At 71.0% G+C, this 17,758-nt stretch carries 15 protein-coding genes, 1 tRNA gene and 1 pseudogene; 6 read left to right on the forward strand and 11 right to left on the reverse strand.

Going from position 1 to position 17,758, the window contains the following annotated elements; translation table 11 throughout:
* A partial coding sequence (locus tag B7767_RS06755; RefSeq protein WP_256923345.1) for an amidase family protein occupies positions 1–519 on the reverse strand: 519 nt, incomplete at its 3' end.
* A gap of 17 nt (positions 520–536) precedes the next feature.
* Complete coding sequence (locus tag B7767_RS06760) at positions 537–1,484, reverse strand: D-2-hydroxyacid dehydrogenase (protein ID WP_085571336.1); 948 nt, start codon at positions 1,482–1,484, stop codon at positions 537–539.
* A gap of 184 nt (positions 1,485–1,668) precedes the next feature.
* Here B7767_RS06760 and B7767_RS06765 point away from each other — a divergent pair, with 184 nt between their 5' ends.
* The 3 genes from B7767_RS06765 (at position 1,669) to B7767_RS06775 (ending at position 4,630) form a co-directional block, all read left to right on the forward strand.
* Positions 1,669–2,511: an aspartate/glutamate racemase family protein gene (locus tag B7767_RS06765; protein ID WP_085571337.1), complete on the forward strand. Its 843-nt coding sequence runs from the start codon at positions 1,669–1,671 to the stop codon at positions 2,509–2,511.
* Entirely contained in the window at positions 2,508–3,239 is a 732-nt protein-coding gene (locus B7767_RS06770) for an aspartate/glutamate racemase family protein (protein WP_085571338.1), read from the forward strand. The genes B7767_RS06765 and B7767_RS06770 overlap by 4 nt, the downstream gene beginning before the upstream one ends.
* 290 nt (positions 3,240–3,529) lie before the next feature.
* Complete coding sequence (locus B7767_RS06775; RefSeq protein WP_085571339.1) at positions 3,530–4,630, forward strand: LLM class flavin-dependent oxidoreductase; 1,101 nt, start codon at positions 3,530–3,532, stop codon at positions 4,628–4,630.
* Here the strand turns inward: B7767_RS06775 and B7767_RS06780 are convergent.
* Positions 4,606–6,465, reverse strand: a complete 1,860-nt coding sequence (locus B7767_RS06780) for a bifunctional diguanylate cyclase/phosphodiesterase (protein ID WP_085571340.1) — start codon at positions 6,463–6,465, stop codon at positions 4,606–4,608. The two genes, B7767_RS06775 and B7767_RS06780, sit on opposite strands and share 25 nt — an antisense overlap.
* Positions 6,466–6,940: 475 nt before the next feature.
* Here B7767_RS06780 and B7767_RS06785 point away from each other — a divergent pair, with 475 nt between their 5' ends.
* Entirely contained in the window at positions 6,941–8,158 is a 1,218-nt protein-coding gene (locus B7767_RS06785; RefSeq protein WP_371101608.1) for a M6 family metalloprotease domain-containing protein, read from the forward strand.
* A 45-nt stretch (positions 8,159–8,203) separates the two neighbouring features.
* Here B7767_RS06785 and B7767_RS06790 read toward each other — a convergent pair.
* The 3 genes from B7767_RS06790 to B7767_RS06800 form a co-directional block, all read right to left on the reverse strand.
* Positions 8,204–8,277: transfer RNA gene (locus B7767_RS06790), tRNA-Lys, on the reverse strand.
* Positions 8,268–8,843 (reverse strand): bifunctional DNA primase/polymerase, encoded by a 576-nt coding sequence (locus tag B7767_RS06795; RefSeq protein ID WP_085571342.1) that lies wholly within the window; start codon positions 8,841–8,843, stop codon positions 8,268–8,270. Before B7767_RS06795 ends, B7767_RS06790 begins: the two co-directional genes overlap by 10 nt.
* A 195-nt stretch (positions 8,844–9,038) precedes the next feature.
* Complete coding sequence (locus B7767_RS06800; RefSeq protein WP_085571343.1) at positions 9,039–9,410, reverse strand: hypothetical protein; 372 nt, start codon at positions 9,408–9,410, stop codon at positions 9,039–9,041.
* A gap of 673 nt (positions 9,411–10,083) precedes the next feature.
* On the opposite strand from B7767_RS06800, the gene B7767_RS06805 reads away from it, so the two are divergent.
* Both B7767_RS06805 and B7767_RS06810 read left to right on the forward strand, forming a co-directional pair.
* Positions 10,084–10,599: a hypothetical protein gene (locus B7767_RS06805; protein ID WP_085571344.1), complete on the forward strand. Its 516-nt coding sequence runs from the start codon at positions 10,084–10,086 to the stop codon at positions 10,597–10,599.
* 12 nt (positions 10,600–10,611) lie between these two features.
* Positions 10,612–11,628 carry a hypothetical protein gene (locus tag B7767_RS06810; protein ID WP_085571345.1) on the forward strand — a complete coding sequence of 339 codons (1,017 nt, stop codon included), beginning with the start codon at positions 10,612–10,614 and terminating at the stop codon, positions 11,626–11,628.
* A gap of 120 nt (positions 11,629–11,748) precedes the next feature.
* On the opposite strand, the gene B7767_RS06820 is transcribed toward B7767_RS06810, so the two are convergent.
* The 5 genes and pseudogenes from B7767_RS06820 to B7767_RS06840 all read right to left on the reverse strand — a co-directional run.
* Positions 11,749–12,438, reverse strand: a complete 690-nt coding sequence (locus tag B7767_RS06820) for a hypothetical protein (RefSeq protein ID WP_085571347.1) — start codon at positions 12,436–12,438, stop codon at positions 11,749–11,751.
* Positions 12,435–12,860 carry a hypothetical protein gene (locus B7767_RS06825; RefSeq protein WP_085571348.1) on the reverse strand — a complete coding sequence of 142 codons (426 nt, stop codon included), beginning with the start codon at positions 12,858–12,860 and terminating at the stop codon, positions 12,435–12,437. The genes B7767_RS06820 and B7767_RS06825 overlap by 4 nt, the downstream gene beginning before the upstream one ends.
* A gap of 7 nt (positions 12,861–12,867) precedes the next feature.
* Entirely contained in the window at positions 12,868–15,240 is a 2,373-nt protein-coding gene (locus B7767_RS06830; protein WP_085571349.1) for a glycoside hydrolase domain-containing protein, read from the reverse strand.
* A gap of 494 nt (positions 15,241–15,734) precedes the next feature.
* A complete protein-coding gene (locus B7767_RS06835; protein WP_085571350.1) occupies positions 15,735–17,102 on the reverse strand; it encodes an AAA family ATPase in 1,368 nt (455 codons plus the stop codon).
* Positions 17,099–17,758: pseudogene (locus B7767_RS06840) on the reverse strand (hypothetical protein); the annotation flags it as partial. The pseudogene B7767_RS06840 and the gene B7767_RS06835, both read right to left, overlap by 4 nt.

Below are 17,758 nucleotides of genomic sequence, written 5' to 3' on the forward strand. Positions count from 1 at the left end.
CGCGAGGGGTCCCGCGCCCAGCGCCACGGCCGCCGCCGCGCCCCCGCTGGACCCGCCCGCCGTGCGCGTCGGGTCGTGCGGGTTGCGCGTGACGCCGCTCAGCGGCGAGTCCGTCACGCCCTTCCAGCCGAACTCGGGGGTCGTCGTCTTGCCCAGGAACACCGCGCCGTGCTCGCGCAGCCGGGCCACCGAGGGCGCGTCCTCGTCCCAGCGGCCCGCCGCCGGGTCGATGGTCCGCGAGCCCTTCAGGGTCGGGGCGCCGCGCAGCAGCAGGATGTCCTTCACCGTGACCGGCACCCCGTCCAGCAGCCCGCACGGCTCACCGCGCCGCCACCGCTCCTCGGACGCGGCGGCCCGCTCCAGCGCGTCCTCGGAGAGCAGCCGGACGAACGCGTTCACCTCCGGCTGGATCTCCTCGGCCCGCTCCAGCGCCGCCCGGACCACCTCCACCGGGCTGAACTCACCCCCGCGGTAACCATCGAGGAGTCGTACGGCGGTCAGCTCGGTGAGCTCGGACATCCGGCCTCCTGGATACGTCAGTGACCCGGTACATACCCGCGCTGCTTGTCGACCACGTTCTCCAGCGGCCGCCCCGCCGCCCACAGCTCGAACAACTCCACGAACTGCTCGCCGAGTTCGTCCCGCCAGCCGACCGTGTCCCCGCTCATGTGCGGCGACACGATCAGCCCCGGGAGCCGCCACAGGGGACTGTCCGGGGTGAGCGGCTCGGTCTCGAAGACGTCCAGCGCGGCGCCCGCGATCCAGCGCCGCCGTACCGCCTCGGCCAGCGCGTCCTCCACGACGAGCTGTCCCCGGCCGACGTTGACGAAGTGCGCGGACGGCTGCATCACGCCGAAGCGGCGGGCGTCGAACATGCCGCGCGTCGACTCCGTCAGCGGTGCCGCGGCGATCACCCAGTCCGCGCGGGCCAGCAGCCGGTCGAGATCGTCCGGGCCGTGCACGCCGGCCCGTGCGGTGCGCCCGACCAGGGCCGCCTTGACGCCGAGCGCGGTGAGCGTGCCGGCGATCGCCCGGCCGATGGGCCCGGAGCCGACCACGACGGCACGGGTCCCGGCGACCCTGCGGGACTCCCGGTGCCGCCAGGTCCGCTCCCGCTGGAGGTCCAGCGTCCGCGGCAGGTCCTTGGCGAAGGCGAGGACGAGGGCGGCGACGTACTCGGCGATCGGCCGGTCGAAGACGCCGCGCGCGTTGGTGACCACCGTGTCGGAGGCGGCGAGTTCCGGACAGAGCAGGTGGTCCACGCCCGCGCTCGCCGTGTGCACCCAGCGCGGCCGGGGCCCCTCGCCCGGCCACGCCTCGCGCACCGCGTGCGAGGTGAAGTCCCACACCAGCAGCACGTCCGCGGACGGCAGGCGCTCGGCGAGCGTCGAGGCGTCCGCGTGCTCCACCCGCGCCCGGCCGATGAGCCTGCCGAGGCGGGGGAGCGGGTCGGCGTCGAGCACGAGCAGCGTGGGGGTGGTCATGAGCCGCCGTTTCTCCGGGCTGGCCGGTGTTCTCGGGAGGGCGGTGGCGGGGTCCTCGGGAAGGAGACGGCCGGAGTCTGGGATGCGCGGATTGACCACGCTCGCACCCCAACCTACCGTCGTCAACACGGGCGTTCCCACGATCCGTTGTGTGCTCGTCTCCCAGCGTGAGGCCGGTGCTGACATGGACGTCTCCTTTCTCGGCGGCCCCGGCCCGCAACGCGGTGTCGGTGTCGTCGCCCCCTTCGACTTCGCGCTGGACCGCGAGCTGTGGCGCTGGGTGCCGGACGAGGTGTCCCTGCACCTCACCCGCACGCCGTACGTGCCGGTCGAGGTGAGTCTCGACCTGGCCCGGCTGATCAGCGAGCACGAGACGCTCGGCGACGCGGTGCGCACCCTCACCGCGGTCGCGCCCGAGGTCGTCGCCTACGCCTGTACGTCGGGCAGCTTCGTCGGCGGGATCGTCGGCGAACGCGCGATGTGCGAGGCGATGAGCAGGGCCGGTGCGGTCCCGGCCGTCACCACCTCCGGCGCGCTCCTCGAAGCCCTGGTGGAACTGGACGTACGCCGGGTCGCCCTGGTCACGCCGTACACCGTGTCGGTCACCCGGGCGCTGGAGAGCTATGTCGCGCGGGCCGGCGTCACGGTCACCGGGTGCGCGTACATGGGGCTGACCCGGCGGATCTGGAAGGTCACCTACCGCGAGGTGGTGGACATGGCGCGGCGGGCCGCGGTGCGCGGCCGGCTCGGCGCGGCGGACGCGCTGTTCCTCTCCTGCACCAATCTGCCGACCTACGACGTCATCCCGCAGCTCGAAGCCGAACTGCGCATACCGGTCATCTCGGCCAACCAGGTGACCGTGTGGGCGGCGTTGCGCCGATTGGGTACCCGGGCGGTGGGACCGTATCAGGCGCTGATCGACGCGTCGGCGCGCTCCGGGACCGTACTGCCGGGCCAGGCGTCCGGCTCCGTACTCCCGGACGTGCCGGGCGTGCCGGAAGAGAAGCAGCAGGAAGGCTGGACATGACCGCACTGGGATTCCTCTACCCGGGCCACTCCGCAGAGGACGACTATCCGCGTATCGAGCAGTTGCTGGGCAGCGACGTCCGGGTGGACCTGGTGCACACCGACATCGGTGAGGACGCGCACCGGGTGGACGCGCTGTTGCGGATGGGCGCGCCCGAGCGGCTGGCGGCGGGCCTCCAGCAGTTGCGCCTCTCGGGCGCCGAGGCGGTGGTGTGGGCCTGCACCAGCGGCAGTTTCGTGCACGGCTGGGAGGGCGCCCACGAGCAGGTGCGGGGCCTCGCCGTGGCGGCGGGCATGCCGGCGTCGTCGACGGCGTTCGCCTTCACGCACGCGGTGCGGGAGGTCGGGGCGCGGCGGGTCGCCGTCGGCGCGACCTACCCGGACGACGTGGCCGTGCTCTTCGCCGAGTTCCTGCGGGCCGGCGGCGTGGAGGTGACCGGGGTGCGCAGCTCCGGGATCGTCACGGCGGCGGAGGTCGGCACCTGGGGCGAGGAGGAGGTGTTCGCGCTGGCCCGCGCGGCCGACACCCCGGACGCGGACGCGCTGCTGCTGCCGGACACGGCCCTGCACACGGTGGCGTACGTCCCCGCCCTGGAGAAGGAGCTGGGCAAGCCGGTCCTGACCGCCAACCAGGTCACGGTCTGGGAGGCCCTGAGGCTGGCGGACCGCAGGGTGAACGCTCCCGGGCTGGGGGCGCTGTTCACGCGGGAACCGATCGTGCAGGTCTGACCGTCCCGCACACGGAAGAACCCCGGTCCCGCTTCCGCGGGCCGGGGTTCCGTTCGAGCGCCGGGCAGGCCTTGCACCTGCATCTCCCCACAGGAAGTGGGGCGTCTTTCCTTGGACCACCAACGCGTGTCCACTGTCGGGGGGCGACCCCCTCAGCGAGCAAGATGATCGTATCGCATGATCGTCGAGTGCGCACACCGCCGGGTGCCGGAGAAGGGGAGGGAATAACCGGGGACCGTCTCCTGTTAGGTCGCGCAGCGAACGTCACACCCCACAGGAGGCACCCCACCATGGCCGCAGACGCCGCAGAGGAGATCCGGGGCACCGCCCACGGCACCGCACCCGTCCCGCTCTCCGTGCTGGACCTGGTGACCGTCGGCGCGGGCCGGACCGCCACCGACGCCCTGCGGACCAGCGTGGACATCGCCCGCCTCGCCGAGTCCCGCGGCTTCCACCGCTACTGGGTCGCCGAGCACCACTCCATGCCCGGGGTGGCCTCCTCCTCGCCCGCCGTGATCCTGGCGCACCTCGCCGCGCACACCGGGCGCATCCGCCTGGGCTCCGGCGGGGTGATGCTGCCCAACCACGCGCCGCTGGTCATCGCCGAGCAGTTCGGCACGCTCGAGGCCATGGCGCCGGGACGGATCGACCTCGGCCTCGGCCGCGCCCCCGGCACCGACGGTGCCACCGCGGCCGCCCTGCGCCGCAGCGACCGGCTGAACGAGGGCGCCGACGACTTCCCCCAGCAGCTCGCCGAGCTCACCCGCTTCCTCGACGACGACTTCCCCGACGGCCACCCCTACCGCCGCATCCACGCCGTCCCCGGCCCGGTGCAGGCGACGTCACCCGGCGGCGTGCAGTCCCCGCACCGCCCGCCGATCTGGCTGCTCGGCTCCTCCGGCTTCAGCGCCCGGCTGGCCGGCATGCTCGGCCTGCCCTTCGCCTTCGCCCACCACTTCTCGGCCCAGAACACCGTCCCCGCCCTGGACCTCTACCGCGAGACCTTCCGTCCGAGCGAGGTCCTCGACGCGCCCTACGCCCTCATCGGCGTCTCCGCGCTCGCCACGGACGACGAGAAGGAGGCCCGCCGCCAGGTGCTGGCCGCCGCGCTCAACATGGTCCGGCTGCGCACCGGCCGCCCCGGCCTCGTCCCCACCCCCGAGGAGGCGGAGGCGTACGACTTCAGCCCCATGGAGCGGGAGTTCGTCGACTCCTGGAACGCCAACGTCATCCACGGCACCCCCGACGAGGTCCGCACCGGCCTCGACGACCTCCAGAAGCGCACCGGCGCCGACGAGCTGATGCTCACCGCCAACGCCCACGGCGGCGACGTACGCCTGCGTTCCTACGAACTGATAGCCGACGCCTACGGATTGCCCACACCCGCCTGAACCCCGGGCGTGCCCAGCAGCTCGGAGATGCGGTCCGGCGACACCGGACGGGAGTACAGCCAGCCCTGACCGGTGTCGCACCCGATCCGGCGCAGCCTCGTCGCCTGCGCCGAGGTCTCCACGCACTCCGCGGTGACCGTCAGGCCGAGCCGGTGGGCGAGCTGCACCATCGCCTCGACGATGACCTCGTCCGCCGGGTTCGGCGGGGCGGCGGCGCGCTCCTCGTACTGGAATCCCCGTACGAAGGAGCCGTCCAGCTTCAGCACCGACACCGGCAGCCGGCTGAGGTAGGCCAGGTTCGAGTAGCCCGTGCCGAAGTCGTCGATGGCGATGCGCACGCCCATGTCGCTGAGCGCCTTCAGGGCCTGGATCGGCCGGCCGGACGAACCCATCACCGCCGACTCGGTCAGCTCCAGTTGCAGCAGCTCCGGTTCGAGGCCCGTCTCCTCCAGGGTGTCGGCGACGTCCGCCACCAGGTCGGAGTCCCACACCTGGCGGACCGCCACGTTCACGCTGACGAAGATCGGCGGCTCGTCCGGGTGCTCCACCTGCCAGTCGCGGGCCTGCCGGCAGGCGGTGCGCAGCACCCAGCGGCCGAGCGGCACGATCGAGCCGTCCTCCTCCGCCAGTGAGATGAACCGATTCGGCGTCAGCGTGCCGAACCGCGGGTGGTTCCAGCGGATCAGCGCCTCCACGCCGTGCACCCGGTCGTCCTCCATGCCCACCAGCGGCTGGTACTCCAGCGCGAACTCGCCCCGCTCGATGGCCGGGCGCAACGTGGAGGCGAGGGCCTGGCGGGTCACGCGGGAGGCGTTGCGCTCCGGGTCGAAGAGCGTCCAGCGGGCCTTGCCGTCGGCCTTCGCCCAGTACAGCGTGGTGTCGGCGGCCTGCATCAGCGCGGTGGGCGTGGTCCCGGCGGCATGCCGCTCGACCACCCCGATCGACGCCGACACCGACAGCCTGCGCCCGGAGAGGTCGAAGGGCGCCTGGATCGCGTCGAGCAGCGACTCGGCGAGGTCGGCGAGCTGCTCGGTGCCGGTGGAGTCCTCGACCAGCAGCGCGAACTCGTCCCCGCCGAGCCGGGCGACCAGCGGCGTACCGGTCCTGGCCGCGTCCTTCGCGCACTGTTCGAGCCGTTCGGCGACGGCGGCCAGCAACTGGTCGCCGACGCGGTGGCCCAGCGTGTCGTTGACGGCCTTGAACCCGTCCAGGTCGAGGTAGCACAGCCCGATCCGGCCGGTGCCACCCTCCTCGTACGACTCCGCCTCCAGCGCGGCCGTCAGCCGTTCGAAGAACAGGGTGCGGTTGGGCAGCCGGGTCACCGGGTCGTGCATCCGCAGGTGCCGCAGCTGCGCCTGGAGCTCGTGGTGGTCGCCGATGTCGGCGACCGACAGCAGCACGCCCCCGTCGTCGGCGGGCAGCGGGGCGACCGTCACCCGTACCCACAGCGCGTGTCCCTCCGGGTGCTTCAGCCGGCGGGTGCAGCGCAGCCGGGACCGCCGTCCGCGCAGCAGCTCCCGGTAGGCGTGCCAGGTGCGGGCGTCGGAGGCCAGGTCCACCAGATCGGCGGCGACGGCACCGGTCAGGCTCTCCGGATCGCGGCCCAGCAGGGTGGCGAGGGCCGCGTTGGCGCCGGTCACCATGCCCTCACGGTCGACGACGGCCATGGCGAGCGGCGCGGCCGTGAAGACGGAACGGTACGACGGGGACGGCGGGGGTGACGGGGACGGTGGGGGCGGGGATTCCGTACACGGAGACGTGGTGATCTCACTCTCCGTGACCGTCGGCCGGTTGAGTTCCGCCGCGGGCGCCGGCCCTTCGGACGTTCCGCTCACCGCTCGCTCCCGCAGTGCACTCGATCGCTGTCCGTGCAGAAAGTCTCAGAGTCTCAGGAAAGTGTGCCGATCATAAGGGCCCACGCCGGGGCCTTCCAGTCACTGTCCGTTCTCCGGGGCGGATCCGCATCCCTGCCCGACCGTTTCCGCCCGCCGGTGGACGGCTTCTGCTCCCCTCCGACCAGTTGTGACGTTCCGTGAGTGTGTGGGGTGTCGGTCCCGCCCGGATACCCGCGTTTCTCACTCGTCCGGTGCAGCCGAACAGGGCGTAGTACGACAAACATGCACAGTCTGGGTGCGGTGTCCCGTGAACCGTCTCCCGGAGGTCCCCGTGCCGCGTCAGCTCACCCCGAGAGGACTCGGCCGTGAGGCTCTTCGGCGGAGGCTGGGAAGATTGAGCCGATCGGGTGCATCGGGTGCATCGGGCGCATTGGGGGGCGCGGGCGTACGGCCCCGGCTGCGCAGCACCGCCGCGATGTGCACCACCATGTCGGCGCTCGCGGCGACCTCGATGGTGAGCGTCCCCTCCGTCGCCGAGCCCTTCTCCGCGGCCCCCTGCGCCCTCACCCGCACCACCGCCCACCACTCCGAGGGCCTGGACACCTGGAACACCGCCTACCCCCGTCCCGCCCGGCGCCTGGACGCGGTGATGGTCTTCCTCTCCTTCCCCGACTCCCACCCCCTGACCACGCCCGCCGAACTCGTCGCCGACCACTTCCCCGCCACCAGCCACTTCTTCGAGCGGGCCTCCTACGGCAGGTTCACCCTGCGCCCGCACCCCCTGCGGCAGTGGTTCCGCATGCCCCGCCCCTCCACGGAGTACGCCATACAGCGCGACTGGACCGTCGCCCACCGGGCCGCCTACCTGCGGGACGCGCTCGCCGCGACCGACCGGCACATCGACTTCTCGCGCTACGACATCGTGTACTTCGTCGCCGACCCGGACGCGCCGGGCGTGGACTCCGACGCCACGAAGGTCGTCAACCTGGACACCCCGCTGCGCGCCGACGGCACCGACATCCGCCGGGTCGTCACCGTGTTCGAGAACCACCCCCCGGACCGGCTCGTCCTCGCCCACGAGACCGGTCACGTCTTCGACCTGCCCGACCTCTACCACCGGCCCGTGGACGGCAAGGGCGACTGGGACACCCACGTCGGCGACTGGGACCTCATGGGCAGCCAGTTCGCCCTCGCACCCGACCTCTTCGGCTGGCACAAGTGGAAGCTGGGCTGGCTGGAGTCCCGGCAGGTGCGGTGCGTGCAGGACGCGGGGCCGGTACGGCTGACGCTGGAGCCGCTCGGGGCGGGACCGGGGACGCCGGCGACGGGGGCCGCCGGGGCGCCCTCCTTCGGTCTCGGCCGGGGCACCAAGCTCGCGGTGGTGCGCACCGGCCCCGACAGCGTGCTCGCCTTCGAGGCGCGGGGGCCGGTCGGCAACGACACGAGGGCCTGCCGGCAGGGGGTGCTGGTGTACAGGGTGAGCAGCGGCACCCGGTCCGGACGCGGCCCCATCGAGGTCGTCGACGCCCACCCGCGCACCGAGGCGTGCTGGGAGGACTCGGTCTACCCGCCGCTCGCCGACGCCCCGGTCGCCCTCGGCGAGAGCTTCACGGTGCCGGGGACGACCGTACGGGTGGAGGTGGAGGGACGTACGCCGTCGGGGGCGTGGACGGTGAGGATCACCACGCGGTAGACGCGACGAAGGCCCCCGCTTCCGCGAGGGGCCTTCACCGTGTCGTGCGCCGCCAGGGACTCGAACCCCGGACCCGCTGATTAAGAGTCAGCTGCTCTAACCAACTGAGCTAGCGGCGCCTGCTGACGTCGTAGACATTAGCATCACGATCGGCGGGAGGAAAAATCGAAATCCGCACGGCCGCGCGGGCCGCCCGCACGGCCGCCCACAGCAGCACCTCCGGGCCCGGCAGCCAGGGGTGACGGGTGTCCGGGGCGACGAGCCAGCGGGAGCCGGAACGGGGGGTGGGCGCGGGGACGGTCACCGCGTCGCCGGGGCCGTGGCACAGCAGCGGAGGGACACCGTCCGTGCGTGAGCCGTGGGCGCCCCACTCCTCCCACTCCATGAGGGCCGGGAGCCGCTGTGCCGTGCCCGGCGCGGCGAACAGCAGCGTCCGCCCCCGGAACTCCGCCACCGGCCCCGACCCCGGGCCCTCGTCCCACATCCGGTCCAGCATCCGCCGCCCGAAGATCGTGGGCACGCTCACCACGTCGAAGACCACACCGCAGGGCAGCACGACCGGCGCGTCCGGCCGCTCCCTCCAGTGCGAGAGCGTGCTGCGCGGATACGTCCCCGCCGAGGCGAGCCAGACGGCGCCGTCGGGGGTGACACCGCTGGCGTCGGAGGCATTCCGTGTGCTGCTCATGACGCACAGGTCTACCGTGAGTGAGGGAACGCTTCCGCAGGGTTGCGGGAATCGGGGACGCGGGGGCGGGGGAGGGGGTATCTTGCCCGCCCGGCATATGCGTATGCGCGTATGCCGGGCTGTGCGGGCCCGTACGGACGGTGCGGGCCTCTACGGACCGTGCGGGGCCGCGCGAGTCGTACGGGGCCGTGCGCGCTATACGGGATCGGCGTGCCCGGAGCCGCCGCCCTCGCCGTCCCGCATCAGGTCCCGGCCGAACTCGACCATCTTCTTCGCGTAGTCCTCGGTCCACTCGGCGCGCTCGGCGATGTCCGCCGGCGTCAGCCGGTCGAAGCGGCGGGGGTCGGCGAGCTGGGCCGCGGCCACGGCCTGGAACTCCGTCGCCCGGTCCGCGGCGGCACGGAACGCGAGCGTCAGCTCGGTCGCCCGCTCCAGCAGCGCCCGGGGATCCTCGATCGACTCCAGGTCGAAGAAGTGCTCGGGATCCGAGGCCGCCTCCGCGGGCTCGAACAGCAGGGGCGCGGGGCGTAGCCGCGGCTGCTCCCGGCGCGGCGCGTGCTCCGCCATGGGATCTCCTTCACGTACGTCACGATCGGCCCCCGGTGGGCGGGCCACCGTCCATTGTCCCGCGCCCCGCAAGAGGGCCTGAGGGCTCCGTCCCCGGGCACCGCGTGAATGGCTTCCCAGCCGTCCGGGCCGTATGCACGGGCCCGCTGTTCTCCGCCCGGGGCCGCCGCGGCCGCTCACCCTCGCCGTCGGCCGCGGGGGCGGTCCGGGGAGTGGCGCACGACACTCCTTGGTGAACCGTCACCAAGGGCCCCATACCGATCGGCAAACGTAACGATCATCACGTGAGCTAAGTGGATCTTGTGGCGTCATGGTCCGTTTGCTGCCCGTTGACCCGGGGCTCCGCTGTGAGTTTGGTTACCGGAGGCAATTGTGTGGGTGGGGTATGGCGGGGATGTGGAGCCGAAGTCAAGGCGTGATCAAGCCCATTGGGGATGGCCGGGCGTGGTGCCGGCCGTCGACGACGCCGACGGCCTGACGGGGACGGGAGCGGTGGTACGCCCCGGGCTTTCGTGAAGCGGGCCGTCCGGTGGGTGGTCGGGGTTCGGAAGGTTCCTCTGACGGAGGCCGACTGCCACGTGCCGGAATTCCACCTTTGTCCTGTACATGATTGCCGGGAAGGTCGCACGGTGTGGAGATCTCCTCACGCGGACGAACTATCGATGGAGATGTGATGAAGAGCATCCGCTTGACGAAAAGGGCCGCTGCCCTCGCCGCGTCCTTCGCGGCCGTGGCGGCCGTGATGGGGACCTCCGGTCCGGCGCACGCGGCGGAGTACACCGTCACGGACAACTGTGACGTCCCGTGGATCACCTGCTCGTACGGTGATCTGTGGCTGTTCTACAACTCGAAGGACATCGCGGTCCAGGACGGCTACATCAAGTCGGCGTTCACGACGTACTACAGCAACGTGTCCGACCACTGGGGCACGAGCCAGTACCAGGGCTCGTCGCTGACGACCTACCGGTACGTGTTCGGCAACGGCGGCAACGGCAACGGCCAGTACATGAAGAACAACGCGGCGTCCGTGCAGAACTGCGCCCGGGACGACAACTACCGCGTGTACTACAACTCCGGTTACGGCGGCACCTCCCAGTACTTCGCGAAGAACGGCCCCTACGGGGACTGCAACCTCACCAACCTGATCTCCGCGCTGAAGAACAACAACGCGTCCTCCCACTTCGCCTGAGAAGGGTCCCCCGTGAAGCACATCAAGCGGACCGCCACCGCCGTCGCCCTGACCGCTTCGGCCTTCCTGGTCAGCGCCTGCTCCTCCGGCACGACCGCGGACACCGCGCGGAGCGTGGCCGACGACAGACCGATCGTGAACAAGGAGAACTGGCCCAAGAAGGTCCCCGCCAGCGGTCTGGCCAAGGACCTGACCCTTCCGCTGGAGGCGTACATGGCCTCCTACGAGGACCAGGTCACCGTCGAGCAGGCCGCCAACGACCTCCAGCAGTCCTGCATGAAGGACTACGGCATCGACCTGACGCTGCCGCGGGCGGGCGCCAACCCGCCGCCCAGTGACAACGACGCCAACATCGAACGCCGTTACGGCCTCACCGACCGGGCCCAGGCCGAGAAGTACGGCTACGAGCTCCCCCCGGCGCTGCAGGAGCACACCAAGCAGCCCATGCGCGAGCTGTCCGGTGTCGAGGTCGAGGTCCTGACCGGCCACACCATGCCCGAGCAGGTCGAGGCCCCCCAGGGGGCCAAGGCGATGGGGCCGCTCGCCGCCCCCGGCCAGGGCGTCAAGCCCGCCCGGGCCGAGTACAACGGGAAGAAGCTGAAGACGGGCGGCTGCGTCGGCTGGTCCAAGGCCCAGCTCGGCGTGCAGGAGGCCGACCCGGTCATGGTGGCGGAGCTCGCCGGGAACAGCCTGGTGGAGTCGATGAAGGACGACAAGGTCGTCAAGGCCGTCGCCGCGTGGTCCTCGTGCATGGACGGCAAGGGGCACCCGGGGCTCGCCGATCCGTACAAGGCGATGGACCAGGGCGTCACGATCGACGGCAAGCCGACGAAGGAGTCCATCGCCCTGGCGGTCGACGACATCGACTGCAAGGAGCAGACGAACCTGGTGAAGATCTGGTTCGGGGTGGAGACCGCGATCCAGAACAAGCAGATCACCGACAACAAGAGCCGGCTGACCGGCATCAAGGAGCAGCACGGCAAGGAAGTCTCCGCCGCGCGCAAGCAGGTGGCCGCTTCCGCTCGGTGAAGGCCGACGCCACGGTGCCCGGACCGCGTGCGGTCCGGGCACCGTGCTGGCCTGCGGCGTGTGCGTGCCGGCCGCCGGAGCCCCTTCCGGGGCCCCGGCGGCGCGTCGTGTGACGGGCTGTCAGGCCGCCTGGATACCGGCGAGCTTCTTCGCGGCCCTGATGCGCTTGGGGTCCTCGATGATCTGGGTCCCGGCCCCCTTGCCGGGGGTGACGCTCCACTGCCTGAGGGTCTCCGCGACCCGGGCGAGCTTCGCCGAACCCGGCGGGACGTCGATGAAGAAGACCGATTCCTTGGGCGACTCCGTGTCGCCGCCCCACCGGACGACGCCCTGGAGCTCGGCGAGGATGTCCCGGATCGCCGTGACCTGGTGGGGGAAGAAGTTGCCCTTCACCCCGAGCGGGTAATTGTCCGGGTACAGCGCCAGCGCGGTGCCCGACAGGTGGTTGGACTCGAAGTCCGCCTCCACCCGCCGGTCGTCGCTGTACCCGATGACCTGTCCGCGGCCCGCTTCGAGCCGGGTGACGTCGTAGTGGAAGCGCTGCGCCACATAGGCCAGGACGGTGCCCACGTCCCCTTCGCGCAGAACGACCCGGAGGTCCGTTCCCGGTATGTCGTAGGGGGCGGTGCCCGACGAGCCCGCGGTGAGGACGTCCCAGCCGTTCGCCGACCTGGACCCCTTCCACGAGGCGTCGGCGGCCTGGGCGGTGTCGGGAGCGAGAAGGACCTCCCCCGTGGTGAGCAGGGTGGCTCCGGCGGCCACACCGGTGATTCCTCTGATCAGGGTGCGGCGCGAGAAATCGGTGTTCATGAGATCACTCCAGAATTTTTTCTGACTCGCTTGCGCAGGTACACGGAGGTGCCGGCCGAGACGAGGGCGGCACCCGCCAGCAGGCACACGAAGACGGTGACCGACATCGAGACGTACTCCACGGTCGACCCGTCGGAGTACACGCAGGCGTTCCGAAGGGGCCAGTACCGCTGCTCGACGGACGCCAGGTCGGCGCCGGCGTCGTTCCGGTCCGTGCACAGTTCGGGGAAGGGCCCGCCCATGGTGACGGAGAACCAGCCGTAGCAGTACACCGCCACCGACGAGGAGGCCAGGATCAGGGCGAGGAGCGCGTAGACCCTGGGCACGGGCAGCGGCGGGTGGCTCAGCAGGATGAGGACCACCACGACGCCCACCGCCGCGGTGACCAGACTCGCGGCCAGCAACGCGCCCATCAGGAACATGTGAAACCTACTTCTTCTCTGCTTCCTGCGCGTCGAGGAACTGCGCCCGGCGCGCCACCTGCTGGTCGATGATCTTCTGCAGCGTCTCGGAGAAACCCGTGTAGAACTCGCTCATCACGGAGTCGGACTCGTTCCACGGTTCCTTGCCCACCGGGCAGTTCCTCTGGATGAGGAGCGCACGGGTGGAGGACAGCAGCGTGTCGTCTATCTGGTCCTCCAGGAACGCCTTCGCCGTCTCCCGGACGTTGCTCGTGACGCCGCCGAACCGGTAGAGCTTGAACTCGCTGAAACGCGTCAGGTGGCCCGTTCCGATCAGGATCCTCCTCAGCTCCTGGACGATGTTCGTGTTGCCGTTCTTCAGGCGCTCGGCGATCAGGAACCCGTCGATGTCCTCGATGAGGTCGCCCAGCGAGAACGTCGACGCGACATCGGGCCTGCACAGCGTCTTGCGGCAGAAGTCCAGGGGCGACGCGTTGTCCGAGCGGCTCCACTCACCGTAGAACGTGAGCAGGTCTCCGCCCCAGCTCGCCAGGTCGGCGCGGTTCGCCTTGCCCGGCCCGGTGTTGCCCTTGAGGAAGTAGCCACTGGCGCTCGCCGCGAGGTGGTCCGGATTGATGAGGGCGCCCATGGACGGGTCGTTGTAGGCGTGCTCCCTCGCCTGGTCGAGCCCCCGGCCGGTGGCGTAGCTGATGAAGGCGTCGTCGACCTCGCCGAACAGTGCTCTCCACCGGGTGTCGGTGTACTTGTCCCAGCGCATGAACTGCAACGAGAGCTCGTTCGGGTCCCCCTTGCCGTAGGAGACCGCGGCGTCGTACAGCCGCTCCACGTAGGCGATGAACTCGTCGACCGACGAACCGTCCGGATCGTTGACCGATGACTGCCCGGAGTCGGCGCCGGGGCGGTGCGCCACCGCGTCCAGGCCGAAGCTGTCCGAACCGTTGGTGAAGGTGTACTCCTTGATCTGGTTGAACGCCCAGTTCTGCGGCAACGGGAAACCCAGGTTCCCGGAGAAGCCGTAGGACATGCCGGAGACGTACGCGTAAGGGACGTAGGTGGCCCCGGAGACACTGGCGCACACGTTCCGCGAGCCGTAGACACCGGCGATGTACTTGCTGCCGTTGCTCTTGAACGCGTCGTTCACCCCGGCGAAGTAGTCGATGATCCGGTCCATGTCCGCCGAGGTGGCGTCGTAGTCGACCGCGAAGTAGATGACCGTGCCCCTGTTGAACCCGTACCCGGTGGCGCGGCCGTGGGCCCGGCTGCCGTGCAGGTAGCCGTTGCTGTAGGTGAAGTCCGCGAGGCTGCGTGCGTCGTACTGCCAGATGGGGATGACCTTCAGTCCGGCGGAGAAGATGGCGTCCAGCTCACCGGGCTGGATCTCCTTGTTCAGCGTGCTCCCGGGCGGCTCGTCCAGGTAGCGGCCGACGGCTTCGTACTCCAGGGCGAGGGCTTGCGCCCGCTGGGGGGTGATGGTGAACCGGGTGTCGCAGGCGGTGACCTTCCGGTCGGGGTTCCCGTAGGAGACGAGCAACTGCGCCCAGGTGTCGAAGTCGGCCTTGCCGGTCACCTCGATCGCGGAGAAGCTCTGGAACTTGTTGACCCAGTCCGTGAGGTCCGCGGTGAACTGGTTGCCGAAGGTGGCGATGTCACCGCTCGTGTTGGACGGGCCGTTCGCCACGCACGCACCGGTGAAGAGCTGGACCCACGTGCCGCTGTCGCCCTCGGAGAGGGTGTGGGCCTTCAGGCCGGCCACGGTGCCGGGGCCGAAGACGCCGTTGGCCTGGTCCTCGGGGATGCCGGACTCGTACTGGATGGCCTTCATCAGCGCCTGCTGGACGTCCCGGGAGAAGTAGCCGTCGCACGGGCCGATGTAGAAGGTCGACTTCTCGAAGTAGCGGCCGTTGAGCCACTGCTGCATGAAGCGGATCTGTTCCAGTCCGCCGGAGAGGAATATGTAGGCGTCCATGGTCAGCAGGGCCTTGAACACCTTCGGGCGCACCGTGCCGTTGAGATAGGTCGCGGCAAGGCCCATGTCCCGCATCATCGTGTTGATGCCCATCTGGGTGGCCTGGGACATCTCCCCGTCGATGGCGCCCGCGCTGTAGCCCTTGCAGTACATCCCGCACTGGATGATCTTGACGATGTTCTTGTTGGACTCGCCGACCTTGATGGCGCCCTTGGCCTGCAGTCTCGACAACGTCGTCGGGCCGAACGCGTTGGACAGCGCCGTGATGCCGAGTTCGTGCTGCAGCGCACGGGTCAGGGCATACATGGTGTTCCAGCCGGTTTTGCCGTTCTCCGTGACCGGGTTGTATCCGGAAACGTTCTTGTAGGTGGCGTTGACCCACTTCTGGGCCTGGAGCACCATTTCGTCAGCCATTACGGCAGGCAACCTTTCGCTCGTGAAAAAGGCGGAGTGTTCTTCCGGGCGGGGCCGACGCCTCCCCGAACTCAAGGAAGGGGCCGGAGGCTCACAGGGAGGGGGCGGGAAGGGAACGGTGATGACCGACCGGGCGCGAGGCCAGGTTCACGGAAGACCCCTCCGGTCGGCCGGACGTGAAACGCGCTCACAGTTTCACTTGAAATGATCTTCCCTTCAAGGGATTTCCACAGCCGGGTTCCAAGAAGTTCAAGAATTGGCCGAAAAATGGAACCCGGCGCCGGAAATGTGCCCTATCCGACGGGAATTCCAGATGTCTCACCGGAAACAAAACCGATAGGGGTGTCTTCCGGATTGTCGGTGAAAATCCCCGTCGGTCGGGATCGGGCGTCAAAGGGCTTCAGCCGTCCGGCGATCCGCGCCCGCGCGTGCCGGATCCCTGCCGTCCGCGGCGGCGGACGACGCCTCCCCGCCGCCGGGGACGACGCGTCCGCTCAAGCGGACGCGGACGGCGGGAGCCGCCACCCCACCCGGTGCTCCGCCAGGTGTGCCAGTACCGCGTGGTTCGCCTCCCAGCCGTCCGGGAACTTCACCAGCGTCCCCAACTGGACCGGTTCCGTGGACGGGTAGTCGTCCAGGAGGTCGGTCACCCCCTCGCGGCAGACCACGATGCAGGCGTGGCGGTGGCGGGAGGCGAGGACGCACAGGCGGCCCGTCTCCAGGTGGAAGGCGGTGGCGTCGGGGCGGCCGGAGAGGGGGTGGAGGACGACCGTGACGTCGTACTCGCGGCCCTGGAGGCGGTTGGCCGTGTCCACGGTGACGTCCGGCACGCCGAGTTCCGTGAGGGCCGCCCGTACCGCTGCCGCCTGGTCGCGGTGGGCGGTGCCCACGGCGACGCGGTCGGCGGTGAGGGGGGTGGGGTCCGGGGAGCGTTCGGAGGCCGCCGCACCACCCCGGTCCAGGAGGCGGCGGACCACCAGCGCGACCGCGCGCACCGCCTCCGGGTCCGTGCGCGGGGTGTGGCGGGCGGGGAGTTCCAGCAGGCCCCAGCCGGACTCCGCCGCCTCGTCGATCACCCGGTCCGGGGCCGAACCGTCCGACGGGACGCCGAAGGTGAGCCTGCGGTCACCGTGGTCCGTGCCGCTGCGGAACGGGGTGTACGGGTAGAACGCGTCCGACACCAGGGGCGCCGCCGACGCCGGGAGCCGCCAGGAGACCGGCAGGCGGTGCTGCGGCAGTTCCGGGTTGTGGGCGAGCAGGGTGGTGACCGCCGACGCGGACGGGTCGTACGACAGGCCCGCCCACTGCTCGCCGCCCACGATGGAGAACGGGTCCAGCTGGCCCGGGTCGCCGACGAACAGCGCCCGCTCGAACAGTCCCGCCACGGCGAGCAGCGCGTCCGAGCGCATCTGGTACGCCTCGTCGACGATCGCGTGCTCCCACGGTTCGACGCCCTTGACGTGCGCCCACTTCGCCGCCGTGGAGATCACCACGTCCAGGCCGGCGAGGTCGGCCGCCTTCGCCGACTTGCGGACGTTGTCCAGTGCGTCGAGCGCCTTGTCGTAGGGGTCCGTGTCGCTGCTGTGCAGCCGGCCCACCGGCAGGTCCGGGTTCTTCTCGGCGAGGCGCAGGACCAGGTCGTCGACCTGGGCGTTGGTCTGCGCCACCACCATCAGAGGGCGGCCCGCCTCCGCCAGTTCCAGCGCCGCGCGCACCACCAGTGTGGACTTGCCGGCGCCCGGCGGGGAGTCGACGACGACACCGCGCGCGGTGCCGCGCAGGGTGTCGCGGAGGATCGCGTCGGTGGCGCGGCCGGCCGCCGCGCCGGGGTCGAACACGGTCCGCTGGGCGGGGGCGGTCACAGCACGTCCTCCTCGGTCACCGGGTCGGCGGGCTCCGGTACGGCCGCCTCCTCACCGGGCGGTCCGCCATGGGTCCACGGCGTCTCCTCCGGGTCGGGCAACTTCGCGCCGCCGCGCGGTTCGTGCTCGAACAGCGTGAAGCACACGCGGTCGCCCTTCTCCGGGACCGAGCCCACCTCCGGCTCCTTGCCCCGGCCCATCCTGTCCATGACGCGGAGGACGAGGAGACCGCCCTCCGGCCCGTCCTCGTAGCCCACGAACTCCGCCGTCTGCGGCTTCCCGCCCACCGAGCGGTACGTCCGCACCCGCTCCCCGAGGTGCGGGCGGTCGTCCGTGCGGACGGTGACCAGCGGGCGGGGGCTCGGACGCCTGCTCTCGCTGTACGCCATCACCACGTCGACCACCTCGCCCGCGAACGCCTCCCCGGACAGCCGCCGGGCCGCCATCGCCAGCGGGTCGTCGAGCGCCTCCTGCGCCTCAAGGCGGGCCTGCTCCCGCTCGCGCACGGCGAGCTTGTTCGCCGCGGTGACCGCGTCGTCGCGGCGCGGCTGCGGCGGCTCACCGGCCGCCACCCGGTCCCGGTGGCCGGTGAACGACCAGCGGTCGCGCGTCCAGCGTTCCCCGACGCGCGCGCCCTCCGGGAGCTCCGCCAGCAG

Origin of the sequence: Streptomyces sp. 13-12-16 (assembly GCF_002114215.1) — a bacterium.
Taxonomy (GTDB): domain Bacteria; phylum Actinomycetota; class Actinomycetes; order Streptomycetales; family Streptomycetaceae; genus Streptomyces.